The 26,285-nt window shown below is 45.8% G+C and carries 26 protein-coding genes and 1 pseudogene; 15 read left to right on the forward strand and 12 right to left on the reverse strand.

Going from position 1 to position 26,285, the window contains the following annotated elements; all coding sequences use genetic code 11:
- Positions 1-10 precede the first annotated feature (10 nt).
- Positions 11-2,023: a M1 family metallopeptidase gene (locus tag AC0WRU_RS00555; RefSeq protein WP_476126827.1), complete on the reverse strand. Its 2,013-nt coding sequence runs from the start codon at positions 2,021-2,023 to the stop codon at positions 11-13.
- Between the two features lie 124 nt (positions 2,024-2,147).
- Here AC0WRU_RS00555 and AC0WRU_RS00560 point away from each other — a divergent pair, with 124 nt between their 5' ends.
- The 4 genes from AC0WRU_RS00560 (at position 2,148) to AC0WRU_RS00575 (ending at position 5,008) form a co-directional block, all read left to right on the forward strand.
- A complete protein-coding gene (locus AC0WRU_RS00560) occupies positions 2,148-2,654 on the forward strand; it encodes a YwhD family protein (RefSeq protein ID WP_476126828.1) in 507 nt (168 codons plus the stop codon).
- A 307-nt stretch (positions 2,655-2,961) separates the two neighbouring features.
- The gene (locus tag AC0WRU_RS00565) at positions 2,962-3,468 is read left to right on the forward strand and encodes a PTS sugar transporter subunit IIA (protein ID WP_476126829.1); all 507 of its coding nucleotides are present in this window, start codon (positions 2,962-2,964) and stop codon (positions 3,466-3,468) included.
- Between the two features lie 218 nt (positions 3,469-3,686).
- Positions 3,687-4,232, forward strand: coding sequence for a histidine phosphatase family protein (locus AC0WRU_RS00570; RefSeq protein WP_025683493.1), 546 nt, complete (start codon positions 3,687-3,689; stop codon positions 4,230-4,232).
- Positions 4,233-4,429: 197 nt separating this feature from the next.
- Positions 4,430-5,008: a hypothetical protein gene (locus AC0WRU_RS00575; protein WP_476126830.1), complete on the forward strand. Its 579-nt coding sequence runs from the start codon at positions 4,430-4,432 to the stop codon at positions 5,006-5,008.
- A 165-nt stretch (positions 5,009-5,173) separates the two neighbouring features.
- Here AC0WRU_RS00575 and AC0WRU_RS00580 read toward each other — a convergent pair whose 3' ends face one another.
- Positions 5,174-5,248 (reverse strand): putative holin-like toxin, encoded by a 75-nt coding sequence (locus AC0WRU_RS00580; protein WP_425339310.1) that lies wholly within the window; start codon positions 5,246-5,248, stop codon positions 5,174-5,176.
- A 62-nt stretch (positions 5,249-5,310) separates the two neighbouring features.
- Positions 5,311-5,700, reverse strand: a complete 390-nt coding sequence (locus AC0WRU_RS00585) for a VOC family protein (protein WP_476126831.1) — start codon at positions 5,698-5,700, stop codon at positions 5,311-5,313.
- Between the two features lie 334 nt (positions 5,701-6,034).
- Here AC0WRU_RS00585 and AC0WRU_RS00590 point away from each other — a divergent pair, with 334 nt between their 5' ends.
- Complete coding sequence (locus AC0WRU_RS00590) at positions 6,035-6,481, forward strand: transporter (protein WP_025683497.1); 447 nt, start codon at positions 6,035-6,037, stop codon at positions 6,479-6,481.
- A gap of 81 nt (positions 6,482-6,562) precedes the next feature.
- On the opposite strand, the gene AC0WRU_RS00595 is transcribed toward AC0WRU_RS00590, so the two are convergent.
- Positions 6,563-8,620, reverse strand: coding sequence for a transglycosylase domain-containing protein (locus AC0WRU_RS00595; protein ID WP_476128523.1), 2,058 nt, complete (start codon positions 8,618-8,620; stop codon positions 6,563-6,565).
- Between the two features lie 264 nt (positions 8,621-8,884).
- Here AC0WRU_RS00595 and speE point away from each other — a divergent pair, with 264 nt between their 5' ends.
- Together speE and AC0WRU_RS00605 are read left to right on the forward strand one after the other, a co-directional pair.
- Entirely contained in the window at positions 8,885-9,712 is an 828-nt protein-coding gene (gene speE / locus AC0WRU_RS00600; RefSeq protein WP_025683499.1) for a polyamine aminopropyltransferase, read from the forward strand.
- A gap of 273 nt (positions 9,713-9,985) precedes the next feature.
- Positions 9,986-11,278: an MFS transporter gene (locus AC0WRU_RS00605; protein ID WP_025683500.1), complete on the forward strand. Its 1,293-nt coding sequence runs from the start codon at positions 9,986-9,988 to the stop codon at positions 11,276-11,278.
- A gap of 144 nt (positions 11,279-11,422) precedes the next feature.
- On the opposite strand, the gene AC0WRU_RS00610 is transcribed toward AC0WRU_RS00605, so the two are convergent.
- Together AC0WRU_RS00610 and AC0WRU_RS00615 are read right to left on the reverse strand one after the other, a co-directional pair.
- Complete coding sequence (locus tag AC0WRU_RS00610) at positions 11,423-11,869, reverse strand: AbrB/MazE/SpoVT family DNA-binding domain-containing protein (RefSeq protein WP_476126832.1); 447 nt, start codon at positions 11,867-11,869, stop codon at positions 11,423-11,425.
- The gene (locus AC0WRU_RS00615; RefSeq protein WP_476126833.1) at positions 11,866-12,342 is read right to left on the reverse strand and encodes an AbrB/MazE/SpoVT family DNA-binding domain-containing protein; all 477 of its coding nucleotides are present in this window, start codon (positions 12,340-12,342) and stop codon (positions 11,866-11,868) included. Before AC0WRU_RS00615 ends, AC0WRU_RS00610 begins: the two co-directional genes overlap by 4 nt.
- Before the next feature lie 178 nt (positions 12,343-12,520).
- Between AC0WRU_RS00615 and AC0WRU_RS00620 the strand changes: the two genes are divergently transcribed.
- The 4 genes from AC0WRU_RS00620 to AC0WRU_RS00635 all read left to right on the forward strand — a co-directional run bounded on the left by AC0WRU_RS00620 (position 12,521) and on the right by AC0WRU_RS00635 (position 16,879).
- Positions 12,521-13,909 (forward strand): helix-turn-helix domain-containing protein, encoded by a 1,389-nt coding sequence (locus AC0WRU_RS00620; protein WP_476126834.1) that lies wholly within the window; start codon positions 12,521-12,523, stop codon positions 13,907-13,909.
- Between the two features lie 230 nt (positions 13,910-14,139).
- Entirely contained in the window at positions 14,140-14,328 is a 189-nt protein-coding gene (locus tag AC0WRU_RS00625; RefSeq protein ID WP_149096321.1) for an aspartyl-phosphate phosphatase Spo0E family protein, read from the forward strand.
- A gap of 1,186 nt (positions 14,329-15,514) precedes the next feature.
- Complete coding sequence (locus AC0WRU_RS00630) at positions 15,515-16,027, forward strand: hypothetical protein (protein ID WP_262384903.1); 513 nt, start codon at positions 15,515-15,517, stop codon at positions 16,025-16,027.
- Positions 16,028-16,282: 255 nt separating this feature from the next.
- Entirely contained in the window at positions 16,283-16,879 is a 597-nt protein-coding gene (locus AC0WRU_RS00635; protein ID WP_476126835.1) for a hypothetical protein, read from the forward strand.
- A gap of 202 nt (positions 16,880-17,081) precedes the next feature.
- Here AC0WRU_RS00635 and AC0WRU_RS00640 read toward each other — a convergent pair.
- Positions 17,082-17,300: pseudogene (locus AC0WRU_RS00640) on the reverse strand (transposase); the annotation flags it as partial.
- Positions 17,284-17,517, reverse strand: coding sequence for a hypothetical protein (locus AC0WRU_RS00645; protein ID WP_476126836.1), 234 nt, complete (start codon positions 17,515-17,517; stop codon positions 17,284-17,286). The gene AC0WRU_RS00645 and the pseudogene AC0WRU_RS00640, both read right to left, overlap by 17 nt.
- Positions 17,518-17,700: 183 nt before the next feature.
- On the opposite strand from AC0WRU_RS00645, the gene AC0WRU_RS00650 reads away from it, so the two are divergent.
- Entirely contained in the window at positions 17,701-17,916 is a 216-nt protein-coding gene (locus AC0WRU_RS00650; protein ID WP_476126838.1) for a hypothetical protein, read from the forward strand.
- Positions 17,917-18,236: 320 nt separating this feature from the next.
- On the opposite strand, the gene AC0WRU_RS00655 is transcribed toward AC0WRU_RS00650, so the two are convergent.
- The 4 genes from AC0WRU_RS00655 to AC0WRU_RS00670 all read right to left on the reverse strand — a co-directional run bounded on the left by AC0WRU_RS00655 (position 18,237) and on the right by AC0WRU_RS00670 (position 22,994).
- Positions 18,237-18,569, reverse strand: a complete 333-nt coding sequence (locus tag AC0WRU_RS00655) for a hypothetical protein (RefSeq protein WP_476126839.1) — start codon at positions 18,567-18,569, stop codon at positions 18,237-18,239.
- 22 nt (positions 18,570-18,591) lie between these two features.
- On the reverse strand, positions 18,592-19,170 hold the full coding sequence (locus AC0WRU_RS00660; RefSeq protein ID WP_476126840.1) for a hypothetical protein: 579 nt from the start codon (positions 19,168-19,170) through the stop codon (positions 18,592-18,594).
- Positions 19,171-19,512: 342 nt separating this feature from the next.
- Positions 19,513-21,252 (reverse strand): ABC transporter ATP-binding protein, encoded by a 1,740-nt coding sequence (locus AC0WRU_RS00665; protein ID WP_476126842.1) that lies wholly within the window; start codon positions 21,250-21,252, stop codon positions 19,513-19,515.
- Positions 21,249-22,994: an ABC transporter ATP-binding protein gene (locus tag AC0WRU_RS00670; RefSeq protein ID WP_476126843.1), complete on the reverse strand. Its 1,746-nt coding sequence runs from the start codon at positions 22,992-22,994 to the stop codon at positions 21,249-21,251. The genes AC0WRU_RS00665 and AC0WRU_RS00670 overlap by 4 nt, the downstream gene beginning before the upstream one ends.
- 150 nt (positions 22,995-23,144) lie before the next feature.
- Between AC0WRU_RS00670 and AC0WRU_RS00675 the strand changes: the two genes are divergently transcribed.
- From AC0WRU_RS00675 to argS, 3 genes are all read left to right on the forward strand, one after another.
- Entirely contained in the window at positions 23,145-24,035 is an 891-nt protein-coding gene (locus AC0WRU_RS00675; protein WP_476128524.1) for a LysR family transcriptional regulator, read from the forward strand.
- 93 nt (positions 24,036-24,128) lie between these two features.
- Entirely contained in the window at positions 24,129-24,563 is a 435-nt protein-coding gene (locus AC0WRU_RS00680; RefSeq protein ID WP_081750711.1) for a YwiB family protein, read from the forward strand.
- 2 nt (positions 24,564-24,565) lie between these two features.
- A complete protein-coding gene (argS, locus tag AC0WRU_RS00685; RefSeq protein ID WP_476126844.1) occupies positions 24,566-26,245 on the forward strand; it encodes an arginine--tRNA ligase in 1,680 nt (559 codons plus the stop codon).
- The last annotated feature ends 40 nt before the right edge of the window (positions 26,246-26,285 follow it).

The following is a 26,285-nucleotide window of genomic DNA, read 5'->3' on the forward strand; positions in this document are numbered from 1 at the left end:
TATAGACACCTCACCATGACAGACTTCCAAGCAGTGTCTCCAGCAGCTTGGTTACACTTATACTCCAACGGGTCTGGGTTTTTTCGTTCAGTTCGGCCTTCAGGCTGTTGTTGATATGCTTATTCTCCAGCGCAATCGTGTACAGCGGATCAACAATCACATGGGAGACCGGAGATGCACTTTTTAGTCGATAGGTTGTGCTTTTGCCCGTGCCGTCCCATGCCTTGAACATCGTTGTGCCGTCCTTGAAGGTAAATTGAACAGGGACCTTGGGATAATCCGCCCCTTTTTTGCTGAGTGTAATGGTTGCTTCGTATCCGTTGGCCAGCTTGCGGTTCGTAATGCGATCCACTGAAAAATCCGCCATCTGGCCGTCGTATACATATTGTTCAAAATAGTGGCTCCACGAACGTCCGGTGACTCTTTCGACGATACGCTGAAAGTCCTGTGAGGATGGATGCTTGAATCGGTAGGTCTGGACGTAGGTACGCATAATTCGGTCCATTTTCTTCGCGCCGACCTGGCGTTCAATGCCACGCAGCACCAGCTTGCCCCGAGAATAGGCATTTTGTGCATATTTAGCAGCCGAGCCGTACTTCCAGGACTCACGGTTTAACGGCTGCGGGGATGATACCTGCCCAGACTGTAACGGCAAGTTGGGGATGAGCCCATATTCCTGCTCCATGAGTCGTTCCTCTGCATAAGAGGTAAAGCCTTCATCCAGCCATGGTTCCTCGAACTCGTTGTTTGCCACCATTCCATAGAAATATTGATGCCCAATCTCATGAACCACTGTCCGCTCCAGACCATAGCCGGGATTCAGATGATCCGCCGCTGCGGCCGTAATGAGTGTGGGATACTCCATGCCGCTCGCGCCGCTGCCTGCTTTGGGTGGTACAACGATGGACAGGGTCGAATATGGATAAGGCCCGTACCACTTGCTGTAATAGGAAAGGGCGGCCTTGGCTGCGCTCATATAGCGTCCCTTGAGCTCCTTGTGCGATGGGTCGAGATACAGCTTGATTTTGACACCCGGCACCTCGGCAGAAGAAAAGGGCTCTTCTGCGGCTACAAAATTCGGTGAAGCGGCCCATGCAAAGTCGTGCACGTCATCGGCATAGAATTGATATATTTTTTGTCCATTTTGCCGGACTGCTCCACGGGTGGGAAATCCGGTTGCAGCCACGATGTGTGTTTCAGGCACTCGAATCCGCACACTGTAAATTCCGAAATCTGCGTAAAACTCGGAGTTTCCATGATACTGATGCAGATTCCAGCCTTCCTCGGCGCGTCCGCGCTGTCCTGCTGTTTCGTAGACGCTGAGTTTGGGAAACCACTGACCTGCCATGACAAAATCATCTGTTGCGCCCATACGTGCGAAGATGGCGGGTAGCTTTACCTCAAACTTCATATATAATGTAATGCTTTCACCGCCTCGGACCGGCTTGGGGAGACGTACCTTCATGAGCGAGCGGTCGTTCACGTTACCGTCATCCGGCTGCACGTATTGAGTCCGGTGCATGAGGGATAAACCGTCTTCCGTTTTAAGTTCAGTTAGTGTCATGGAGCCAAAGCCGTTCTTGGGCATGGTGTCGCCGCGCAGCTTGCCCCCGGATTCCTTCATGAAGGTGGTTTCCATGGAAGAGAAGGCATTGGGGTACAGATGCAGGTACAGCTCGTTCACGGTTTTGGTGCCCGGATGCTTCCATGTAAGCGTCTCGGTGCCCCGCAAAACCTGTCCTTCTTCCAGAGACACGTCAATGTGGTATTCCACCACACGCTTGCTAAGAATCTCCGAAGCGGGCTGTGAAGGACTTTTGGGAACGTCAGGCAGGATGTTTGCCCCCAGGGGCTTGCCCATATTAGGCGCAAGCGCAGACTTCGACTGGGAATCGTACATCGGTTTGCCCAAGGATTGCGAATTCGACTCGGATTGAGGCTGCCAGGCAAACCATAACGTCCCTGCGAGGAGACCGAGGGCTAGTGTAGACAATAAAACGATTTTGGTGCGTGCTGGGGTCATACAATGGATACCTCCCGTTGACAAGCATCTACAGCATGTATATGTTTGCTTTCGGGAGATTATTAGTTAAAATATTTATAGTGTAGAATGAGTGTGAAGACGGAAAATGGAGGCTTAGTGACGCATGAGTGAAAATCAGCAGGACGGCAAAAAACAGATTGCACTGAACATTGTCAGTGGCAAGAGTAAACATAAGGGCTTCGGCGCAGGCTCAATCGACCTGAACAGCATGTCCCCGGTCATTATTGACCGCGGCGAGGCAAAAATTGATATCGGTGCCATGCATGCCAAAAGTAAAGTAGAACGCGGGATTAAGTTTTCTACCAATAAAGAGGATGTACCGAACGGACGCCAGGTATGGCTGGTATGGGTAGCCGTCGATCGTACGCCCGAAGGACGTGTGTACGGTGGAGCAACAGCCTGCGAGATGCTGATTGACGACGAAGCCAAACGCGGCTGGAAAATCCTCGCCGATCACGTCAACCGTATGGATTACGCGCTCAAGCGCCGTTTTATGCTGGATGATCTCGGCAGCGAGGATAAAGCAGCGCTCAAAAGCCTGCTGATCTCGCATAACGAGGAATGGTGGGACGCTTCGCCTGAGGAATTGAAGCAGGCGCTGGAAGGGTAATAACTTTGGTTAAACGGTTAAAAGACGGCTGCTGAATGGATCAGTAGTCGTCTTTTTGTGCCTAACAGCTTCTTCTATTCACATATTTCAGATATGCGCTGATAGTAGAAGAAAGCTGAAGCATATGTGAGGTTATTTGATTGATAGCGCCTTGACATCATAGAAAGGCATTCACTATAATTCAGGTAGAAATCTGTCCTATTAGGTTTTGATTTTCTCTTTTGTGGAACCGGTTCCTATGAAGAGGGAAGTTAAGTCTTATTCACTGTTTATGAATGTAATCTGTAAATAAGGTGGCGTTAGTAGAATGTTTAAATGGTTGAAAAAGAAAGCAACTCCACGTGTTGAAGAATTCGACATCGTAGCGCCAATTAAAGGACAAATTGTTTCCCTTGCAGAGGTTCCAGATCCTGCGTTTTCTACGAAGGCAATGGGGGACGGTATCGCTATTCATCCGTCTGAAGGAAAGGTTACGGCTCCTTTTACGGGCAAAGTGGTTCATGTGATGGAGAAAAGTAAGCACGCCCTGATACTTGAGCATGAATGCGGTGTACAAGTTTTGATACATGTCGGGATTAATACGGTCTCTCTCAAAGGACAGGGCTTTAACCCCTATGTCCAAACAGGAGACAACGTTAAAGCAGGGCAATTATTGATGGAATTTGATATGGATGCTATCCAACAGGCCGAATTGTCTCTAATTACTCCGGTCATCGTTCCAGACGGGCAAGAGATGATCGGCCATGTGGAAATATTGCAAGATTCGTCTGTTTCTCCAGATGCACCTGTGTTAAGAGTCCATTTGAAAGGCTAGTCAACATTTAAGTACCTGTTATGCAGGATTATCGGATGAATTCAAGGGACTAACAGTAGAATGTTTGGGATAGGGCTAACCGGGGTTTTTGGTTGGTCTTTTCTTTTATATGAGAAGATTAATGTTATAGCAATCTAGCTTAAGCGTGGGTGCTTAAAATTGACCTCTTATGGCTGGCGGATTATATTGTCCATAGGGCGAAAGGAGGTAGATACTATATGAAAAAGATATACTTCGTCAGGCATGCCAAAGCAACCGGACAAGAGCCTGATGCCCGACTGACCGAAGAAGGTGTCAGACAGGCTGAGCAGTTGTCGTCTTTTATGGGAAATGCAGGTGTAGAATATATCGTATCTAGCCCGTGGGAACGAGCTTTGAGAACCATTCAGCCCTTGGCTGAACAGAAAAAGTTGCAGGTATATACGGACCTACGTCTTCAGGAGCGGGTGCTCAGCCGTGAACATTTGGATCATTGGATGGACGTTCTGAAACAGACCTATCTGGACGAAGACTTGAAGCTGGAGGGGGGCGAATCATCCCGTGAAGCAGCAGATCGAGGAATACAGCTTGTTCAGGAGCTTATAGAACGGACGGAAAAAACAATAATCATTGTAACTCATGGGGCTTTGCTGTCCCTTCTCATTCGACATTACGATCCGCAGTTTGGGTTTGAGGACTGGAAAAAACTTTCCAATCCCGACGTGTATTTGCTAGAACTAAAAGAAGCAGAAGCCAAGATTCGCAGAGTGTGGACTACGTGTTAAAATTAGTGAAGTCAATTCACCATAAATGCAGAATGGAATTTTCGGACACCAATGCAGAGCAGTATGCAGCCTTAAGTCGGAGACTAGGGGAATTTCTAAACGAAAAAGAATGAGCGGATTTTGGTGCACCTTCTGTAGCCTGATTTATATTTAAGATGTTTCCGTAGCTAAATAGGCTTTGGGAGTAAGGAGAGAGTGTGATTAACAAATATATAGCAGTTGCGGTTATCGTTCTTGCGATTGTTTGTGGCTTGGTACTGAATACTTCTAAACAAAACCCAATAACATTGGATCAACAGGAAGCAGCCCCAAAAAGTAAAAAGTATTCAGGTGAGAAGTATGTAACGAAATTTATTTATAAAAAAGTTAATGATCCAAAGGATTCATTGATGACATCTAATATTCTTCATGCTACATCGATGGAAGAGGAGACTGTTGCTCAGTTTAGAGGAGCGCTAATTACTTTATTCGGAAAACCTCAAAGGACATCAAAAAATTTTGAAGATGCATATGCGTACATAATTAAGGCAACAAATCCGGATGGACAAAGTTGGATATTGACTGCATACGAGGGACCGGGAGGCCCAGCTATAGGAGGGGACACCGAGAAAGAGTCTGTAGAAGAAGTCGCTCAGGATTTGCTGAATCTTATTGAAGCGACAAAGCCCGCGGATTTCGAAGATGTGGGCTATTATGAGGATACTGGATCTACTATTCGTTATGGATGTAAGGATCAAGTCTGTTTTTATCATGAAAGCACACAGGGTAATAAGTAAAATTTTTGAATGAAAAAGCTGTGTTTACGTCATAAAAACGAGCTATACTGAGGTGAGAATAGTAAAGGAGCCGTGCGGGAACACGACTCCAGTGTACAAACAACTACTTAAAGAGCAGTCGGCAGTAGGGTCAAACAATAGACCGTTACTTTTGTGTGGAGCGGTCTATTTCTTTTTCATGTAGGTAAGCAATGCCGGAATGAACATACCAAACATGATCATCAAGGTAAAGGTCAGCATGTGATAATGAATACACTTCAATAATAAATAACCCGGCTGAGATAAGAGTTATCTTGGTCGGGTTATTTTGCCAAATTCAACTGCCATGAAACTCCGTACTTATCTTGAACCCAGCCAAATAGTTGGCTTACGGGCGAGGCTTCCAGTGGCATTAGAACTTGTCCTTCCTGCGATAGCTGATCAAACACGTGGTGAATTTCTTCTTCCGAATCACAGGTGACGAATAGCGATAGGGCCGGAGTAAAAGGGTGCTTGTCCTGATGGTTTTGGTCAATAGCCATGAAGGTTTGACCCTTTAGGGAGAATACGGCATGTAACACGCTTCCATCCTCTTGATAGAATACGCTAACGATGTTGGACGGCTCAAAAACGGAGGTATAAAATTGCATGGCTTCTTCTGCTTGACCGGAGAACATGAAAAATGTTGTAATCTTTGGACTGGAATCTTGCATGAGGTCAACTCCTTGGACTGGATATTTGATGTTAACATCTTCTCTCTTTTTTAAAGGAAATATTCAGCGATAAAGGAAGTGCTCCATTCACTTCGGACATGAACATCCACTACTGGATCAGTATAACGAGTTGAGAAAACGATTTGAGATTAAAATGTGGCATGAAATTGAGCTGGAGCATGTTCGGACAGGGAGTTAATCGGGTCAGGATGTAAGAATTATGGATGTAAAGGGACGAAATAGAAAAATGCAGTGGCGGTATGGGTATTCGCCTAGTCCACGGGCTGATGTCTCGCATAGGATACATCAGCCTAAAACACAAGGAGTGAACCGCATGTCTTTAATGCCACAGGGTCCTTTTGGACCGCAAACGGGGTTTCCGGGTACATCCATGCCGCCAGGCCCAGGCCCTTCGAGTCCACAATTTCCTGGTACACCACAGGGGCCTTTTGGCCCGTCAACAGGGCAAGGGTCGTTTTCGCCGCCGCCGGGGACTTTCGGTCCGCAAGGAGGACCACAAGGCGTTCAGGCGCCCACTGCCCCACCACCGCAATTTACACCACCGAAGCCGCTGGTCTCCGCCTATGCTATTGATCCCGGAGCCATTTCCGGCTGTTTGTTCCGCAACACGTTTATATGGCTGACGAGTGGAGAGCGCTTCTGGCTATATCCGGTCTTTGTAGGCAGAACATCAGTGGCGGGATTCCGGTGGAACGGCCGTTTTTGGACATATTTTGGGATAGACACCAACCGCATTGAGTCGTTTAGCTGCTATTGGTAAGCATAATTTAGCGGTTGATGTAAAAAGAAAGCAAAAAGACTGAGGGAGCGCTGATAGCGTGCCTTCAGTCTTTTTTTGTGGTTAATCCATCCACCATCGTTTGAAATTGCCCCACCATGACTTCTTCTCTGCCTGCTGCTCCGCCTGGTCATTCTGCGTTGCTTCCGGCGGGTTGTTCTGCCCCGACAGTGTTTCCTTCGGCTCTGTTCCGCTTACGAACACTTCCAGCCGCTTGTCGGGACTGTCCGGTGCAGCCAGCTTGCCGCTGGCCGGATCAATGTAGGCGCTGACGACACCGTCAGGAATGGGAAAGATTTTGGGCGGCACATTCTCCAGCGCTTTCTCCGTATACTGCGCGAAAATCGGTGCCGCCCGCCGGGCATCCTGCGTGCTGATGGCCTTACCCTTGTCGTAGCCGACCCAGACGGCGGTGGACAGCTCGGGTGTGAAGCCGACCATCCACGCATCGGTGTTGGTCGTGCCGCTCTTGCCGGCAACCGGACGCTTGATCAGCTTCGCGACCCGGTTACCGGTGCCGCCTTCCTCGAACACGCCTTCCATAAGGCGTGTGAGGACGTAGGCGGAGGCGGGCTTCACCACCTGCTCGGGCGCGGCCTGCGGCGCTTCATAGAGCGACCGCCCGGCCGCATCGGTGATGCGCAGCACCGCCACCGGAGCGACCTTTTGCCCGCCGCTGCCGATGACCGAGAAGGCCGAGGCCATCTCGAACGGGCTGACGGGTGATACGCCCAGCGCCAGTGACGGCACGGGCTTCAGCTCGCTCGTGATGCCCATTTTGCGGGCGAGGTCCATGACCTTATCCGTTCCCAGCTTCAAAATGGTGCTTACGGCATAAATATTATCGGACGCCGCAATCGCGCGTCGCAGATCAATTTCGCCCAAATATTTGTCTCCAAAATTTTTGGGCTTATAGGTTTTGCGGTTGTTGTCGTAGTGAAACAACGTCGGTTGGCTGTCGAACTTGGACGTACTCGTCAATTCGCCGGAATCAAGTGCGCTCAGATACATAATCGGCTTGAAGGACGATCCGGGCTGCCGGGTCGTGGCGAGCGCATGGTTGTACTGGTTGGCGACATAGTTGGCTCCGCCGACCATCGCCTTGACGTGTCCGCTACGCGGGTCGATGGAGATCAGCGCCGTCTCCAGACCGTTGCCGCTCTTCATGCCTTCGCTTACTGCGGCCTCGGCTGACTGCTGCATGTGCATGTCCAGCGTGGTATAAATACTCAGACCGCCATGCTCCAGCACGCCCTCACTAATCCCAAGCTGATGAATCACGAGCTGGCGAACGTAGTCGCGGAACCAGGGCGCGGCTTCAACTGTCCGGCGCTGGCTCTCGGGCCGCAGGGCAAGCATTTCCCCATAGGCCTTGGTGGCTTCGGCCTGAGTGATCTTGCCTGTGAGCGCCATGGAATCAAGTACAACCTTTTGCCGATCCTTCGCGTTTTTCATATGATTATACGGCGAATAGTAGGTCGGTCCTTTCGGGATACCCGCCAGCAGTGCGCTTTCAGCCAGATCGAGATCCTTGGCGGATTTGCCAAAATACATCTGGGAAGCCGCCTCAATGCCGTAGGCACCGTGACCATAGTAAATTTCGTTCAAATACATTTGTAGCAGCTCGTCCTTGCTGTACTTCATTTCTAACTGTGCCGTGTAGATGGCTTCCTTGGCCTTGCGTGTCCAGGTTTTTTCATGGGACAGATACAGATTACGTGCAAGCTGCTGTGTCAGCGTGCTGGCCCCTTGCGACATGTCCCAACGGGTCACATTGACGAGCACCGCCCGGCCCAGACCTTTGAAATCAAACCCGAAATGATCATAAAACTTCCGGTCTTCTACAGCCAGCGTAGCCGCAATCAGATCGGGTGAAATATGATCCAGTTGGACAGGGATAGACTCCTTGCCTCCGGCAGAGAAGGTGGCAATGACTTTCCCCTGGCTGTCGAGCAGCCGTGAATTTCGATCCGTATCCGCGAGCGGAAGACTGGTCGTATATAAATAGGCGAGCAGAATGCAGGCGGCGATGACCGTCAGAATGGTGAGTGACATCAGTCCCTGAAACCATCGAACCCAGAGCGGTTTGCGCTTGGGTGATTGCTTAGTTGTACCGGCCATCATGCCACCTCCTTCCTTGGTTGATGTTCTCAGTATTGTCAATCCGAAAGCGTCTATTCATCAGCTGCGTGTACGTGTACATTTTATACCAGATCCAATCTGAAAAAGGCTTTTGCAGGCTATCGGGTTATTGCTTATAATGCAAAAAAGTGTGAAAGTGCAGTGTGTTTGGTTACAATAAATATAGCAAACTCGGCGTTTATGTGTTACAGATATCGTGTTTATTGTCGGACACATACTTTGATGAGAAAGAAGGTTGAAATGATGGACTTGTGGTTTACGGAGAAGCAAACTCCCTCTTACGGCATTACGGCAAAAATCAAACAAACCTACGTCTCCGAGAAAACGGATTTTCAGGATCTGGCAATGATGGAGACCGAGGAATTCGGCAATATGCTCGTACTGGACGGTATGGTAATGACAACCGTGAAGGATGAGTTCGTTTATCATGAAATGGTAGCGCATCCCGCTCTGAACACACACCCGAATCCGAAGAAGGTTTTGGTGGTGGGCGGTGGCGATGGCGGCGTTATTCGTGAGGTCATCAAGCACCCTGAGGTCGAAAAGGCGGTGCTGGTTGAAATCGACGGTAAGGTGATCGAATATTCCAAACAATATTTGCCCGAAATTGCCGGAAAGCTGGACGAGCCTAATGTGGAAGTGCTGATCAATGATGGCTATATGCATATTCTGGAGCACAAAAATGAATACGACGTCATTATGGTCGATTCCACGGAACCCGTTGGCCCGGCGGCACCGCTGTTCGAACGCGGTTTTTACCAAGGTATCTTTGAAGCGTTGAAGGAAGATGGCATTTTTGTGGCGCAAACGGATAACCCTTGGTTCAAAGCCGACCTGATTCAGAAGGTCAACAAGGATGTGAAGGAAATTTTCCCGATTGTACGTGTGTACGGGGCGAATATTCCGACCTATCCGAGCGGTCTGTGGACATTCACATTGGGCAGCAAAAGGTATGATCCGCTCGAAGTCGACGAGGCACATATTCCCGAAATGGACACACGATATTACAGTCCACGTCTGCACAAAGCAGCGTTCGTGCTGCCTAAATTTGTGGAGGATTTGACGAAGTAGCCCTTGTTAGCAAGCGTCTTGGCATTCTTTGTAGCCTGTTTTCGGGTGAAAAAGAGCGCTAAGGTGCTTTTTTTTGATGTTTAATAAAAGGCGCAAATGAGAATAGACCATACCGGACACCGAATTTCCTTTTAAGATAAAAGAAGGGAATTTAAGGGTGTGTGTAGAAATATACAAAAAGCCAAACATTAGACAGAATTGAAATATCATCTAGGGGAGGTTTGGTTATGTAAACACACAAATCGGCTATGTACGAAAGAGGGGGGAACTTTTTTGATCAGACGTTCTTTTTATTATCTGTGGGGTTCGCAGACGATCTCCAACGTCGCAGATATCATCTACATGTTGAGTGTAGTGGTACTGGTGTTCAGCTCAAGTAATTCTTTAATGACGACCATTTTAATTCCGTTGTTCCGCTTGTCTGCGCAGGTGCTTAGTGGACTGGTGGCTCCCGTGGTTCTCAGTCGCTTCCGGCTAACGAGGGTGTTGCTGTTTTCCCAATTTGGGCAGTTTATCATTTTTACATTACTCCTGCTTTACCTGTGGATCACACCTGAGCAGAGGTCGTTTCTGTTCATTTTTGTGATGGTGTTCGGCATGTCATTTTTGGATGGCTGGACCAACCCGTCACGTAATGCGCTTGTACCCCGATTGGCAACTGGCGAGGGGCTGATGCGTGCGAACGGCATGGTGGCGGTCAGTGATCAAGTGGTTAAATGTGCAGGCTGGGCGTTGAGTGGGATTATTGTGGCCTGGCTCGGTTCCCTGAATACGCTTGTGATCGCATCCTGTTGTTATTTGGTGGCTGTAACGGTTACGTCCTTCATTCGTGATCCGCTGGATCAAAAGGAATTAAGCCCCGAATCCTCAGAATCCTCGAACAATTCAACAGAAACAGCAAATTCAAAAGAAAAAGGCTCTCACTGGAAGGAGCTTGGTGAAGGATGGAAAATCATTTGGCATAACCGCCGCATCCGGTCTCTGATGATCGTGGATAGTGTGGATACCATTGGAGGAACCTCGTGGCTGGGTGTATTTATTCTGGCGTATGTTACTCAGGTGCTGCATCAGGATGCAAGCTGGTGGGGCTTTATGAATGCTTCCTTTTTCTCCGGTACAATTCTGGGCGGGCTGCTTGTCGTCGGCTTGGTTAAGCGGCTGCAAAAGAACAGCTTTCTGTACATGCTCGGAGCATTGCTTGTGTATGTGCTGATTACGATAGTGTTTGCACTCAATACGATCCCGGTCGCTGCGCTTGTTCTTTTTGCTGTATCCGGCTTACCGGTTCAAATGGCTGGCATTATTCGCCGCACCTTGCTGCAAACGAGTGCCCCGGCCGCTCAGCTTCCCAAAGTGATGGCGGGTATCGATGTGCTTACGAATCTCGCTTTCGGCCTGTCTTTACTGTTCCTGGGCTGGTATGCAGACCGCTTTGGTATGGTGCAGGTGTACCTGCTGGCTGCGGCCATGACGACCATTGCTGTCCTGATCGGCTGGTTCTATCGCCGGGATTTTCAGGAAAGTGAGCAAGTGGACCATCCAACCGCTACGGGCGCAGGGGTTTGAAGCTAAGGCATTCGTGGGACGGGTCAACTGTTATTGAGCACTACATAATAGTTTCACTACTTTCTAACTTAGAGTAAGAAAATACGCCAAGCCTGTCATGTCCAAGGCTTGGCTTATATTTTCGTTAACATGTTGGTGAGATCCCTACAATAACCTTTTGAGTTGAGATACACGGGCTTGTGACACGCCAAGCCATTTTGCATATTCATTCTGTGTTGCATTAGGATATCTACGTACAAGTTCTTTTAGGCTTTCGATCAGATTTTGTGATGACTGATAGGTTCTCTTTTCTGTATACGTATGTTCCTTAACAACTGGAATCGGTATTGGACTAACACCTATATTTGCCTTCAATTCGACTGTACAGTTCTTGCATAAAAGTGAACCCCTGAAATACGTCAGATTTTCAGTTGAGTTACACAGCTTACAGGAAGCGCCAACATATTTTTGCATACCCAAGAAGCCTGTTTCATGATCGGCAAAAAATTCTATTGAATCACCAATATCCAAGTTCATGGTGGTACGCATTTCTTTGGGAATAACGATACGGTTTAATGAGTCCAATCGGCGCAGCATACCTGTATTTTTCATATAATATCCTCTCCTGATTCCTGTATGATCTGTTTGAGCTGACTGACCCGGGCTTGTGATATACGTAACATATCGGCGCATTCTTGTTGTGTGGCGTTAGGATGCTTTTCTAACAAATTCAAAAGCAACTGGGTCATGACCTCTTTTGGCTGTAGAGCCCGTCTATCTGTCTCCGTATCTTTCACAGGTTTCGGTGGGAGTGGTTTTTTAGCTTTGGATTTGAAAGCATTTTTGATCCTATATATACATTTATTGCATATGAGAGAGTCTTTAAAAGCGCTTAATCCTTCGGTTGATTGACAGAATTTACAGGACTGGCCGATGTATCTTTTGAGAATGATCGTGCCCTTCTCTATGTCTATAAAAAATTCAACGGAATCCAGAGGTTCAAAATCGCACGTATATAGTATTTCTTTGGGGAGGGTGAAGCGTCCCAAATGGTCTAATATTCTCGTCATGGCAATGTATTTCATGTCAAAAATCTCCTATTAAAAAGATAAAAAGCAATAAAATAGAACTATTCTTTATTGTTCCAGAAGATGGTATAATTATGGATGGGCAAATAATTGATTATATTATATGTTTTCAAAACTATAGGATTTGTTAAAATGAGCATCATATTACAGTTCACGCTGAAAGGGTGGTTTATTCATGGAAATCACACCGACGATAAGAGCAGAATTGGAAAAATACCTAAAACGAAAAGGTTTGAGCAAGACCGCGTTTGGACATATCTCGGGATTGAATCCGGGCACCGTCAGTGGTATTGTGACGGGTAATAAGTCCATTTCCGTGAATCAATTGGATCTGATCACGCTAGGAATGGAGTTACCACCGGATCATTTCTATGAGCGTTATATTGAAGAGTATATTATTTATGAACCGTTGAACTGGCGAAAAATTAGACCGTACTTGTACCGATGTGTGGAGCTTCATCGGCTGGATTGTTTAAAAAGAGTCGTCTATCTATTGCTAGACCATGCTACCTATCCACCTTTGCTCTATGGACTAGCCGAAAATATTTTCAAAGACGGGTATAATGAAGCCGCTGCTTTTCTGTATACAAAGGTGGCTGAGAGTGAGAAGCATCAGCATTCAGAACGACTTGCCGTGTGCCAGTATCGCTTGTTTAAGCTCACGATTGGGAAAGACCAAGCGGTTAACCTTGAAGCCGCCGCTAAATTTGAATCGTTTATCAATCGTTTGGATGAAATCGATCAGCTTGATGCATTAAAAGACTTAGCGAATGTATACAGATCCATGGGCTATTGGGACAAGACATATACATTTGCTAAGGAAATGAGACGGCTAGGGAAAATACAATATGGCATGGTTCACAACTCTGGACGTAAGGAACAAGGGCTACGAAAGAAACTAAGTAGACCACTGTTTGCATACATAGCCTACGCTGATCTGCTGTGTGCAAATGCATGTGATGCCAAAGGGCATTATGATCAGGCATTAGAGCATCTCCGTGCACATACTGATTTAAGCTGGGTAAAGGAGCAGGATTCAGACACACTCCACTGGATAGGCTTATTTCAGCGGTGGGGAAAAATTAATACGTACGTAAACAGGCTTATGTCTGGAGATGTTAGCGTGCTGCCGGATTACGTAGAGTGTATGGCAGGCGAGCAACAAATTTTTGCCGAACTCTTGAACGTTATCGAAGCCGCTAATCGGTACGATATGGATGTGGATCATATTCTCCAGCGCTTTGAGTCTCAAATTGCAGCCTATCAGGAGCCATCATCTGCTGACCTGTATACACAGCAGGTCTTACCAGAAGAATACGTACGGTTTTGGTACAAGCTGGCTAAGTACAGCCTAAATAAAGGTAGATATCCATATGGTTTCAAATGTTTAATAAATGCTTTTGAAAAAGCTGTTACAATAAATCATGCACTACTTATTTCCAATTGTTCAGGTTTGTTTGACCGTTTCAGAGCGCATGTCGCTCCTGAAATGCTGGCTCAGTACGAAAAAATGTCATGGGAAAGTAATGATCAAAAAGATGGCTTTGCTCTTGGCGGTAACTAGCTTTTTACTGGTATTTGCACTACCAGTTCAAGCTAAGCATCCTAGCTCTGGCAGAGCACAGACTCAGGGCTACATTGGTGGATTTTGATCCAAGTCACAATTCATTACCATTGACCAGCTTAAAATGCTGGTCTTTTTTTGTTTTATTTTTCAAATTTTTGGTTGAAAAAAATAATGATTCGAATTTGCTCATTCCATCCTAAAATGAAATACATTAGGAGGGAATGTCAATGAATACAGATGAAACGTTACAACAACAAATGGAAAATGCCCGGCAGCAGCTTCATGATCTGTTTGAACAGTACGGTTTCGGACATGCGTGTGTTCTTGAGCAGTCTATGTTATTGGATGAACTTATTAATCAGTACAACCGTATGTTTCAGACCAAAAAAACTTACGAAAATGTCCAACTGATGTAACCAGATCATATCCCTTTCAGTTCGCGTATACATGGAATACAAATGAAGGAATCTCTATAAGGCATCAAACTATGATTAGAGCTACATAACCTACATTGTTCTTTGTCTATTTGAATTAGGATGATGCCTTGTTCTTGTAAAGAAAACTCCAAACCATCTTGTTTCTCAATGCCCAAATCTCTCCTTACGTCCATCGGTAACACGACTCTTCCCAAATAATCCAGCTTCCTCACCCATCCTGCTCTATGCAAAACTAATCCCTCCCATCACATAACGAATACGATTATATCACGGTATCTATAAAATGACTTATTTGAAAGAAAAATACATTATCATGTCATAAAATGTAATAAATTCGGTGTAACGGCTGTTACATGGGAAACGGTTGTAGGATTAGTTGGTTCTGGACTTACTGGAGCGGTATCAGCGGCTGGTGTGGTTAATGATCGTTCATAAGCAAGATCTAGTCTTCAACAAGCATATAATTATATTCAACGTATGTAATTTTCGAGTGAAAGGCGATGTTTAACTTTTGCTATTTTTATTTTAAAGGGGGACATGCAGATATGGTTTACGTTATCATCTCAATAGTATCTTTCTTGCTACTAGTTTTTATGTTTTATAGAATAATTAAATATACGATAAGGAAATATAACCGTGAAAATTTTGGGCTATCATTAATTATGCTTCTTATCCTAGTAGGAAGAATATATACCAATACAGGAGAAACTAATTTAAAACCCTTGCTAATAGGTTATACATTCTTGTTCTCTGTTTTGTTATTAATTTTTTTGTTTGGTATGATTCGTAAGAAAAATAGTAAGCACTGAACGGAAATTCACCATTTTTACTGGTCGTCGTTGGACTATTTATGTTGTGAATTTTTTTCATGGAAAATCAAATAAGGGAAAACATCGAGGCATTCATGCCCTAGTGATATAACACACGGCTTTTTTGTTGAGCCTAGTCAGAACCTTTGCACGGTTCAATTCCGTAGCTTGCCTTTTATATGGAATGGAAATCCATTTTATTGTTGAATAATTACAATAAAATACTTATAATGTAAGTGCGTATAACTACCTGTAAAAAACTTTATTGATCATGAATGCTCTAATAGTTTCTATACATACTGGTTGATTGATAAAGTACACAGGTTAAAAAAATCAAAGAAAGTGGGCTTATGAGTATGAAAAACATTAAAAAAGCTTCTGTAGTATCTGTTTTGTCTTTAGCTCTTGCAATTCCATTAACTGCTTCTGCCGCAGCTACTACGGATGTTGCACCAGCTACAACTGACTCAACAGCAGTTTCCCAATCTGCAAACACATCGACCGATGTGAATACACCAAAAGTGGGGGATCATGTCATTACTCCTCAGGCTACTGATCCTGTGCTTGATGTACGACTTAGGGGTACAGAAATGTCAAAGCCTTTCACCATTCGTGCAGGGTATGGATACGTTAAAGTATGGGTACGTAATAACGGCAGTCAAAAAATTAAGTTAACAGTAACTCAAGGCTCAGGTGCAGGCACGGTTAAGCTTAGTGGAACTATATATCCCGGTGAAGATTGGTCTTCTCCTATTAACTCAAGTGCTTGGTCTACCGGAGATTTTTATGTTAACCTCACAAGTGGTAGTGCTGATATGTCGGGTCAAGTTTCAGTTCGTACAGGTACTACAAGAGGCGAATTGGAATAATAATATCAAAACCGCTTACGAATGTTGATCAGGTCGGCCAATGTGCCGGCCTTTTTCTAATATCAATAAGTATGATCGCATACATAAGTATCACCTATCAACGAGTTTTAAACAATGGCTTGGGAAGATGGGGGGGTACTGGTGAACATTTTGTGAGGCTACAGAGAAAGTCCAAACCGTTGAGAGTGACCGGGTTCAGTTTTGTAAAAACGCTATTATTTAAGATTCTAATCTAAAGCTCAGGAGGCTATTCGGATGAAAAAAGAAAAAATGATGCTCGCCCTCTTGTGTATTCTTATCATCACCGGCTGCAATGATGCCACACAGCAGCCAGATAGCGGCAAACCCCATGTTCCTGCTCCAAGTGTACGAGTGGACGATAGCAAGAAAGATGCATCTCTTAGCTATGCACAATATCGTGATTTATTCACGGATATGTCCGAAAAGCTTCAATTGGCACCCTTTAATTTTCTGGAAAGTACCCAAGGGAACAATATTGTTGCCATTGAAAAGGATTGGTCATTTGGTGCCAGGTCGATGTTAACCCGTGATGGTAAGCCAACAGACGAGGAAACGCAGGAGAGAATCATCTATAAGAAAAAAGATGACACGTTGCTGCTTATTGATCTGATCTACCTGAAAGATACCTTAAGTAATGACTTGGTGTTTTGGCCGACACATGAAACGGAAGCATATAAAAAAGAAGCCGTACTGCAATCTTTTGATGAAGCCATGCTCACTTACAAAAATGTAATCGTTAAAATTACACTCATTTCAAAAGGGCAAAAAGCTGACTTGCATGATATGCAGTCAGTCCTAAAGTCTGTAACAACTTTCATGAAAAAGTATTAATCTTATTTAACGAAGACCCCTCTGTTTTAGCGTACATCAAAAAAAAGCCGATTGCATAAGAGCAATCGGCTTAGGGTCTGTCAATAATTTTGTGTAAACTCTTTTAAGCACAGATTCCCCCGAGGGGGAGCCGCGATGCTAACGCAAGTGCTGACCGAGTCGATCTGGGAAAAAGACCGAAAGCTGGAGCAGCATTTGCCCCATTCAGCACACTAAGCCAGAACTTGGAGGACTCATTCTCACCAATCCATATGCCCAGCACATCCTTGTTTCCGTCCAGATCGATGCCAATCACCATGTAGGCTGCCTTGTTGATAATGGCCCCGTCTTGCTTGACTTTGAAGTGAATCGCATCGAGATAGACGACCGCATAGACGCCTTGTAAGGGGCGATTCTGCCATTCTTTAATGAGAGGAAATAAAAAACTTCCTGAATAGTAAAGGGGACAAGATAAGCAAAACACCTATCAACAAAAAAATGGACCCATACAAATATAGATAATAATCTTGAGCAGGAATTAACATACCCATCTTATAAATGGATTCACCACGGCCACGGGTCGTAATAATATCAATCGCCTGCTCCGTTACAACTAGACCAGCGATTACCATAACAAAAAATACTATTGCTTTTTTCAAATTCCATTCACCTCCCTCTATAAGATAGTATAGATGTAAAAGATAGTAAAAAAAAGAAAAAAAGGTTACTGCATTGGGTGATGAGTTATCAACAGGTGGGATAGCAACTAGAATTGTTTATTTCCCCGTGGAATATCGGATCGATACTTTGAACAAACTATTGGCCGTATTACTTACTATGAAGTGAAGAATGGTAAGCGTCAGGAAAAGTGGTCAGCTAACTTCGATGAGAATAAATCTGCTAAGAATACAGGACTATCATTTTTACCCTTTAAAATAACTAAGGAATCAGGAAGTAGACCAACGATTGATGGCGCAGTGGATTATTATAAATTTATTGCACCGATTGATGATTTATCCTACGGAGTTATTGATAAGCAGGGAAAAGAGAAGAAATAATGGCTATTTGATGCTGCTCAAACGACGTGGCCCAAACATGCTATTCTTTCCTTTGCCCGATTTTCTCGTCTATTTCTTCTGCAAAAACTACCGGTGGAATGGCTGATTCAGATCCAGCATGTTCTTCTCAACCGTGTCTCTAATCCTATTAATTAAATCACTTATTATGGATATTCAACAGGCGTGGTCCAAAAGCATACTTTATGACATAGAGTTGGCAATAGCTTGGCTAATTTGAGCATAAGAAAAAGGACGACCGTAGCCGCCCTAGGTATTTCCAATTATAAAAATTAACTTTTTCAACCCATGAGCACACAAATTTATTTGCTATCTTCTTCCTTGATATAAGTGGCATCATATTGAACGATCACTTTTGATTTATCCGTAGTCTTTAAACCATCATAGACTACTTCATCTTGACTGAAGTCATCCTCAGCCTGGAGTGATTGAGATTTTTTTACAAACAATCCATCTTTGGTATAAATCTTATCGGGATGATAAAGTTCTTCTGATACGTTTGCAGGAATTATTGCTTTTGTAACGCTTTCCAATTCTCCAGAAGTATCGCTGCTAGCAAAAACACTATTAGTAATTACTACAGCAAACGTAACAGTAAGAGCAGCCAATCCCCAAACTCTTAGTTTAGCCTTCACATCTCCTCGCACCCTTCATTTATTAATTTGTATATCCATTTCCAGATATTTCAATTGGATAACCACCTCTATCATTTCCAGAATGATTGCCAATTAGCAAATAAACCGGATTATTTGCTGTACCTTGAGGAACATCATAAAACGTTATAGTTTGGTTATTAACATTACCATTCACCTGAATAACTCCTGATTTTTTCTTGTAATCTTTTGTTAAAAATTGGTAATTAACTACGGCAGGCATACTACTAATTCCTGAGTCCTGTACAATTGTAAGAGAAATTTTCCCGGATCTGTGAATTGGTAAAGGGCTTGAAGACCATAACATATCAGTTACCCTTCTGAAACTATAACTTATATTTTGCCCATCCGTGGCTAATGGAGTAATTATATGATCATTGGACTTTTCAGTTAACACAGGTGGATTGGATGCAAGATAAGCATCATTTCCTGTTACACCTAAATTAATGACTTGAACTTCAGAATTTGCACTAGATACAGCAGTTGATGCATTATCAATTGAAGAACTGTCAGCCGAGGCTACGGCAGCGGTAGGTAACACCAACGAAGTTGACATTAGAAGAGCAGCAATTTGCTTTTTCATTAATAAATAACCCCCAATAATATTATTTTATAGAAACTTTTTTTGCATAAATACATACAAAAAAGTGACTAACAAGGGTGACTAACTTGTGAGTATGTAATCAGACAAAAGCAGATTATAGCAAATCACAGGAAACTCTACTCTAGTTGCAATAGATTCAATAAAAAATGGATATAATTTCATTATATTAGATAAAATTTCCTCACCAATATATTGAAATTATATCCATTACTTCAATCAAAGTCAAACTGATCAATTATTTCAATACATTTATTATCATATAGTTTTAAAGTAATATTTTGATGTTAAGGTAATCGGTAATTATCCCCTCAACCCGCTATGCTAGGCCGTAGTGAACTGGCTGTTATAGAGCGAGGCGTAATGCCCCCCGCTTACAAGCAGCCCCTCATGGGTTCCGCTTTCGACGACATCGCCGTTTTTCATGTATAAAATCAGATCCGCTTCGCGGATGGTCGATAGTCTGTGGGCGATCACAAAGCTGGTGCGTCCGGCAATCATTTTCATAAATGCTTTTTGGATACGCGCTTCTGTCAGGGTGTCTATGCTGCTGGTCGCTTCATCCAGTATCAGCATAGGTGGATCGACGAGAATCACCCTCGCGATGGTGAGCAGCTGCTTTTGGCCTTGTGACAGGCTGTTGCCTGATCCGCTGATGATTGTATCATAGCCATGAGGCAGGCGCTTGATGAAGCTATGCGCATTGGCAGCCGTTGCAGCCGCAATAATTTCTTCTTCCGTCGCTTCCGGCTTTCCGTAAGCGATATTGTCCCGAATCGTACCGCTGAACAGCCATGTATCCTGAAGCACCATGCCAAAGTTCGTCCGCAGACTGTCCCGGCTCATGTCATTGATATTGACCCCGTCGATGGATATCGAGCCGCTATCTACATCATAGAACCGCATGAGCAGGTTGACGAGCGTTGTTTTACCAGCTCCGGTCTGCCCGACAATCGCAACACGGGTGCCCGGCTTAACCTCCAAACTAAAGTTCGTAATGAGCGTACGTTCCGGGGTATAGGAGAATTTGACATGATCAAAAAGAATCGTGCCTTTGCTGCGTTCCAGCTGTACGGCGTTCGATTTTTCCGACTGCTCAGGCGGTGAGTCCAAAATAGCAAATATACGCTGAGCGGAAGCCGTAGCCGACTGGAATTGGGTCAACACACCCGTAATTTCATTAAAAGGCTTGGTAAACAAATTCGTATAGATCAGAAAACTTGATAATCCCCCTACCGAAATCACACCCAGAATGATGGAGATACAGCCGATCATCGCCGTGACCGAGAAGGTCATGTTGTTCACCAACCGGGTAGAGGGATTGGACAATGATCCGTAAAACTGTGATTTTACCCCAGCTTGATACAATTGTTCGTTCTTGGCGGCAAATTCCTCGAACGAGCGGTTTTCATAGTGAAAGGCTGTGACCACCCGCTGTCCGCCGATCATTTCCTCTACATAACCATTCAGACTTCCTAAAATTTGGGCCTGTTCGCGGAACATGCGCTGGGATCGTGTGGTAATGAACCGTGCCACGCCATACGTAACCGGGGCTGACACCAGCACGACCAGCGTCATCATTGGACTGATATACAGCATGAGCGCAATCGATCCTATAATCGTAATAATCCCGGTAATCAAGGTAGAAAAGCCTTGCAGCAATCCATCTGACACAGCATCCATATCGTTCACAAAACGGCTGATGCTGTCACCTTGCGGATGATTGTCGTGGAAGCTTAACGGGAGGATATTAAAATGATCAAATAACTCCTGCCGCATATCATTGACCGTCTGATAAGCAATACGGTTCGTCAAATAGGTGAGCAGCCAGCTAAACAAGCTGCCTACGGTATACACCATGCCTAATCCAGCAAGAATGTGCGCAATCCCTCTAAAATCCACCGCACCCTTATCCACCATGTGGTCGATGGCCTGACCGATCATGTAGGGGGCGATCAGACTGGCGAGCACGCTGAGAATCGCGCTGATGATGACCCAAAACGTTGTTTTTTTATATTGACCTACATAGGTTAACAATCTTCTCCAGGTTTCCTTGGCGCTCATTGGTCTACCTCCTGCGTTGAGAGCTGGGAACGATTAATTTCCTGATATACATCTGAGCTGCCCATCAACTGTTCGTGTGTGCCGACACCGACAATCCGTCCTTCATCAAACACAATAATTTTATCAGCATGCTGTACGCTGCTGACCCGTTGCGAGACAAGCAGGACGGTCATGCTGCTGCTGTTTTCCCGTAACGATGTACGCAAGGCGGCGTCGGTTGCAAAATCAAGTGCGCTTGAGGAATCATCCAAAATGAGGATTTCCGGATTCCCTACAATAGCTCTGGCAATGGTGAGACGTTGCTTTTGACCTCCCGACAGATTAAGGCCCCCTCGGGCAATCGGAGCATCGTATTTTTCGGGCAGATTGGAAATGAACTCATCCGCTTGCGCAATCGCTGCGGCCCGGGCAACTTCCTCATCGGTGGCGTGTTCATGACCCCAGCGAATATTATCCGCTATGGTGCCAGTGAACAGCAGCGCCTTCTGTGGAACAATCCCGATTTTCTGCCGCAATGGCTCAAGCTTATATTGGCGAACGTCGATGCCATCGACCTGCACATGCCCCTCCACCGCATCATAGAACCGGGGAATGAGATTCACAAATGTTGATTTCCCCGAACCCGTTCCTCCAATGATACCGACTGTTTCACCGGGATAGATGTTTACGGTAACATCGTTAAGCGCCAATTGCCCTGTTTTATTGTATCCGAAGGAGACGTGGTCAAAAGCGATAGCCGGTACGGTGTCCTGCTCGTCTGAACCAGCCTGGCCTGTAGCCGTAGTCACATCGGAAATCGAAGCTTGTGTATCCAGAACCTCCTGAATCCGTGCGGCTGAGGTTGCGGCCTTGGTGAACAGAATGATTAAATTGGTTACCACGATCAGAGCCAGCAAAATCTGCGTGATATAATTAATAAAAGCAATAATCTCCCCTTGCGTAAGAGATCCATATTGAATATGAATGCCGCCGACCCACAGGATCGCAATAATGGCTCCGTTAACCACTAACAAGGTGGCCGGGCTGAGCAAAGCGGAAATACGCCCGACACGAATGGCGGTTTGGGTCAGGTCATCCGAGGCAGTGTTGAACTTGACTCGTTCGGCTCCTCTTTTGGCAAAGGCCCGTATGACCCTTACCCCTGTAAGATTTTCGCTTAGCACAAGAGCGATATTGTCCAGCTTTTTCTGATACAGGTGGTACATCGGTGAAGCCTTCGTAATGACCAGATACAGGATCAAAGCCAGAATCGGAGTAGCTGCCAAAAGTACCAAAGCGAGGCGGAAGTCCAAGATCATTGACATGATAATAGCCCCGATACAAATAAAAGGAGCACGAATGACTAGACGAATCAGCATCGCCACAGCCGTTTGGAGCTGATTGACATCATTCGTAATTCGGTTGATCAGCGAGGGCGTACCGAACTTATCGAGATCAGCATAAGAAAACGATGAAATGTGCTTAAACATCGTATTGCGCAGCGTGGTTCCGAATCCTTGAGAGGCCCGGGCTGCGTAGAACTGGCACACCATTGAGCTGCCAAAGCCCAGCACGGTCATAAGCAGCATCAAAAGACCCATTTGCCAAACATAATGGGTGTCTCCTTTGCCAACGCCATGATTAATCATCAGAGCTACCATGGTGGGCAGCAGTAATTCCAAAATCGCCTCAACCAGTTTAAACAGAGGGCCAAGAATACTTTCCTTTTTATAGGGTTTCAAAAAAACAGCAAATTTCAGCAAATAAACCATCACCTAACCTGAATAATGTATAAAGCCCGTTGCCCCAACCTGATAACTGAATATGATTATGGCATATCCCAAACCATATGAATAATATTTAATATATATTAGAGGTATAGGTTTTACATATATCAGTACCGGAGGTTCATGATGGAATTGAGACATCTCAAGTATTTTCTGGCTATTGCAGAGGCCGGACAAATCACAGCGGCAGCCAAAAAGCTGCAAATCGCACAGCCTCCCCTCAGTCAGCAGCTCATGCAGTTAGAGGAAGAGTTGGGTATAAAGCTCGTGCATCGAGGCTCGCGAAGCATTCATCTGACGGAGGCGGGGATCATTTTGCAGAACAGGGCCAAGCAGATTTTGGAGCTGACCGATGCCACGACGAGGGAAATAAACGATTTTGCCATGGGGATGAAGGGAACGCTCACGATTGGAACCGTCTCTTCTTCCGGCGCAGCCCTGATGAAAGACAGGCTTTCCGAATTTCACAAAACCTATGCGGGCGTAAAATTTGAAATTCATGAGGGGAATACGTTCATGATCCTCGATCTGCTGAACAAGGGCATTGTAGAGGTTGGTATCGTCAGAACGCCGTTTAACACCACCGGTCTGGGGTGCAGATATGCAGCCTCCGAGCCGATGGTCGCGGTGATGACAGAAGAGCATGACTGGAACCCTGACCAGAAGACGATTCCGCTGTCTGATTTGAAAGATAGACCCCTTATCGTATACCGCCGCTTTGAGCAACTGATACACAATACCTGCATGAAGCATGGCTTTGAGCCGGATGTCTTTTGCAAAAACGATGATGCCCGCACTACGCTTCATTGGGCCAATGAAGGATTGGGGATCGGTATGATTTCACGGTCCGCGTTGTCACTCGGAAGCAATAACCAGTTAATCGTGAAGGAAATTATGTGTGAAGAATTGCATACTCGTGTGGCGGCTGTCTGGCTCAAGGATAGATACATGTCTTCTCTGGCTTCCCGATTTATCGAAAGCTTTAGCCAGGCATCCGATGAAGTCACTCCGCGGTAGCTGTTTTTTTGTGGATGAAAGCATCTTTTTGTAAAATCTCATTTGAATTGCAAACGGGAACTGGATATAGTAGTACAGTAGGATAGCGATAGAATGGAGTTTGAACACATGCCACACAATGCAAAGGTCCAAATCCGTCTTCATAGTCATCACGACGGAGAAGATGTGGTACAGGAACTTCCCGGAGAAGCGATCATGCGTGGGAAGCATCTATATATAAGGTACGATGAACCCCAAGAGGGACCTGAGGGCGGAACGACACGGAACACGGTCAAAATCGGACCGGATGAGCTTAAGCTGATTCGCCACGGTGAGGTGCAGTCGGAGCAGTCATTTGCGCTGGGACGAAGATTGCCAGGATTTTACCGATCGCCTTATTTAAGCCTGAACATGTCTGCGCATACGCAGAAGCTCGATATTCGAATGGACGGATTTACCGGACAGGTGAGCTGGACTTATGATCTGTACGTATTTGAGGATTTCTCGGGGCATTTTGCCATCAGTTTGCATATACAGGAGGAGCAATAATCATGACAAGCAATCCACTGGAACTCATTAATCAAAAGGTGACCTCAGCCATCGAGGCAGCGGTACTGGCTGCCGGAATCGTGAGCCGCGAAGAGCTGCCGACAATCACACTGGAGGTGCCGAAGGACAAGTCGCACGGTGATTTGGCTACGAATGCTGCGATGCAGCTTACCCGTATTGCGAAGAAAAACCCGCGTCAAATTGCAGAAGATTTGATCGCAAATATGGACTTGGCCGCCGCTTCGATTGAAAGCGCAGAAATTGCCGGACCGGGCTTTATTAACTTCCGCCTGAACAAGAGCTACCTCTATGCAGTTATTCAGCAAGTGCAGGAACAGGGAGCAGATTACGGACGTGTGCAGGAAGGTGCGGGGAAAAAGGTACAAATCGAGTTCGTCAGTGCGAACCCGACAGGTAGCCTGCACTTGGGCCATGCGCGCGGTGCGGCAGTAGGGGATGCCCTCTGCAACGTGCTTGATTTTGCCGGATACAAAGTAACTCGTGAATACTACATTAATGATGCGGGTAACCAGATTTACAACATGAGCCGCTCGATTGAGGTGCGTTATTTGCAGGAGCTGGGACAGCCTGCGGAGATGCCGGAAGATGGTTACCATGGTGAGGATATCATCGGGTTTGCCAAGGAACTGGTGGCCGAAAAGGGCGATTCTCTGTTGTCCATGGAACCGGGAGATCGCGCTGTTTATTTCCGTGACTACGGTCTCGAAAAGGAACTGAACAAGATCAAGCGCGATCTGGAGCTGTTCCGTGTGCCATTCGACTCCTGGTTCAGCGAAACATCGCTGTATGAAAACGGCGAAGTGCTTAAAGCGCTGAATGAGCTGCGTGACCGTGAGGAGATTTACGAGAAGGACGGAGCTACATGGCTGAATACGACCAAGTACGGCGACGATAAGGACCGCGTCTTGATCAAAAATGACGGTACATACACGTACCTGACCCCGGATATCGCGTATCATCGCGACAAATACGCCCGTGGGTATGACACGATTATCAACATTTGGGGAGCGGATCACCACGGCTACATTCCACGGATGAAAGCAGCTATGGAAGCACTGGGCAACGACCCGGATAAGCTCAAAGTGCTGATTGCCCAAATGGTCAGCCTGTTCCAAAACGGAGAAAAGGTGAAAATGTCCAAACGTACCGGCAAGGCCGTGACGATGGAAGATCTGATGGAAGAAGTGGGCGTGGATGCAATCCGTTACTTCTTCACGATGCGCAGCATGGATTCGCATCTGGATTTTGACATGGATTTGGCGATTTCCACTTCCAATGAAAATCCGGTATTCTACGTGCAGTATGCCCACGCGCGGGCGTGCAGCGTATATCGTCAAGCTGAGGAGCAGGGCATTGCCGTACTGCCGTTGGCAGAGGTTGATCTGTCCAAGCTGACGGCTGAGCATGAATACGACCTGTTGCGCAAAATCGGCGAGCTGCCGGAGGAAATATCGGTAGCGGCTGCGAGCTTTGCGCCACACCGTATGATTCGCTACGTCTATGAGTTGGCCTCGCTGTTCCACAGCTACTATAAAGCAGAGCGCGTTATCACTGAGGATGCCGCTCAAACGCAGGCTCGTTTGGCGCTGTTTGGCGCGGTGCGCACCACCATTGCCAACGTGCTGAAGCTGGTAGGCGTGTCTGCACCGGAACGCATGTAAGCAAGCCACTTTAACGATAAAAGGAACCGTCCGTACCATC

The sequence above is a fragment of the Paenibacillus sp. 1-8 genome (assembly GCF_056316205.1).

Coding starts and splice junctions, on each gene's coding strand:
- AC0WRU_RS00555 (WP_476126827.1), bottom strand. CDS start 2,023: ATGACCCCAGCACGCACCAAAATCGTTTTATTGTCTACACTAGCCCTC.
- AC0WRU_RS00595 (WP_476128523.1), bottom strand. CDS start 8,620: ATGGCCGGTACAACTAAGCAATCACCCAAGCGCAAACCGCTCTGGGTT.
- AC0WRU_RS00560 (WP_476126828.1), top strand. CDS start 2,148: ATGAGTGAAAATCAGCAGGACGGCAAAAAACAGATTGCACTGAACATT.
- AC0WRU_RS00610 (WP_476126832.1), bottom strand. CDS start 11,869: ATGAAAAATACAGGTATGCTGCGCCGATTGGACTCATTAAACCGTATC.
- argS (WP_476126844.1), top strand. CDS start 24,566: ATGACAAGCAATCCACTGGAACTCATTAATCAAAAGGTGACCTCAGCC.
- AC0WRU_RS00620 (WP_476126834.1), top strand. CDS start 12,521: ATGGAAATCACACCGACGATAAGAGCAGAATTGGAAAAATACCTAAAA.
- AC0WRU_RS00615 (WP_476126833.1), bottom strand. CDS start 12,342: ATGAAATACATTGCCATGACGAGAATATTAGACCATTTGGGACGCTTC.
- AC0WRU_RS00675 (WP_476128524.1), top strand. CDS start 23,145: ATGGAATTGAGACATCTCAAGTATTTTCTGGCTATTGCAGAGGCCGGA.
- AC0WRU_RS00630 (WP_262384903.1), top strand. CDS start 15,515: ATGAAAAACATTAAAAAAGCTTCTGTAGTATCTGTTTTGTCTTTAGCT.
- AC0WRU_RS00565 (WP_476126829.1), top strand. CDS start 2,962: ATGTTTAAATGGTTGAAAAAGAAAGCAACTCCACGTGTTGAAGAATTC.
- speE (WP_025683499.1), top strand. CDS start 8,885: ATGGACTTGTGGTTTACGGAGAAGCAAACTCCCTCTTACGGCATTACG.
- AC0WRU_RS00625 (WP_149096321.1), top strand. CDS start 14,140: ATGAATACAGATGAAACGTTACAACAACAAATGGAAAATGCCCGGCAG.
- AC0WRU_RS00585 (WP_476126831.1), bottom strand. CDS start 5,700: ATGCAAGATTCCAGTCCAAAGATTACAACATTTTTCATGTTCTCCGGT.
- AC0WRU_RS00660 (WP_476126840.1), bottom strand. CDS start 19,170: ATGAAAAAGCAAATTGCTGCTCTTCTAATGTCAACTTCGTTGGTGTTA.
- AC0WRU_RS00590 (WP_025683497.1), top strand. CDS start 6,035: ATGTCTTTAATGCCACAGGGTCCTTTTGGACCGCAAACGGGGTTTCCG.
- AC0WRU_RS00665 (WP_476126842.1), bottom strand. CDS start 21,252: ATGAGCGCCAAGGAAACCTGGAGAAGATTGTTAACCTATGTAGGTCAA.
- AC0WRU_RS00680 (WP_081750711.1), top strand. CDS start 24,129: ATGGAGTTTGAACACATGCCACACAATGCAAAGGTCCAAATCCGTCTT.
- AC0WRU_RS00635 (WP_476126835.1), top strand. CDS start 16,283: ATGAAAAAAGAAAAAATGATGCTCGCCCTCTTGTGTATTCTTATCATC.
- AC0WRU_RS00570 (WP_025683493.1), top strand. CDS start 3,687: ATGAAAAAGATATACTTCGTCAGGCATGCCAAAGCAACCGGACAAGAG.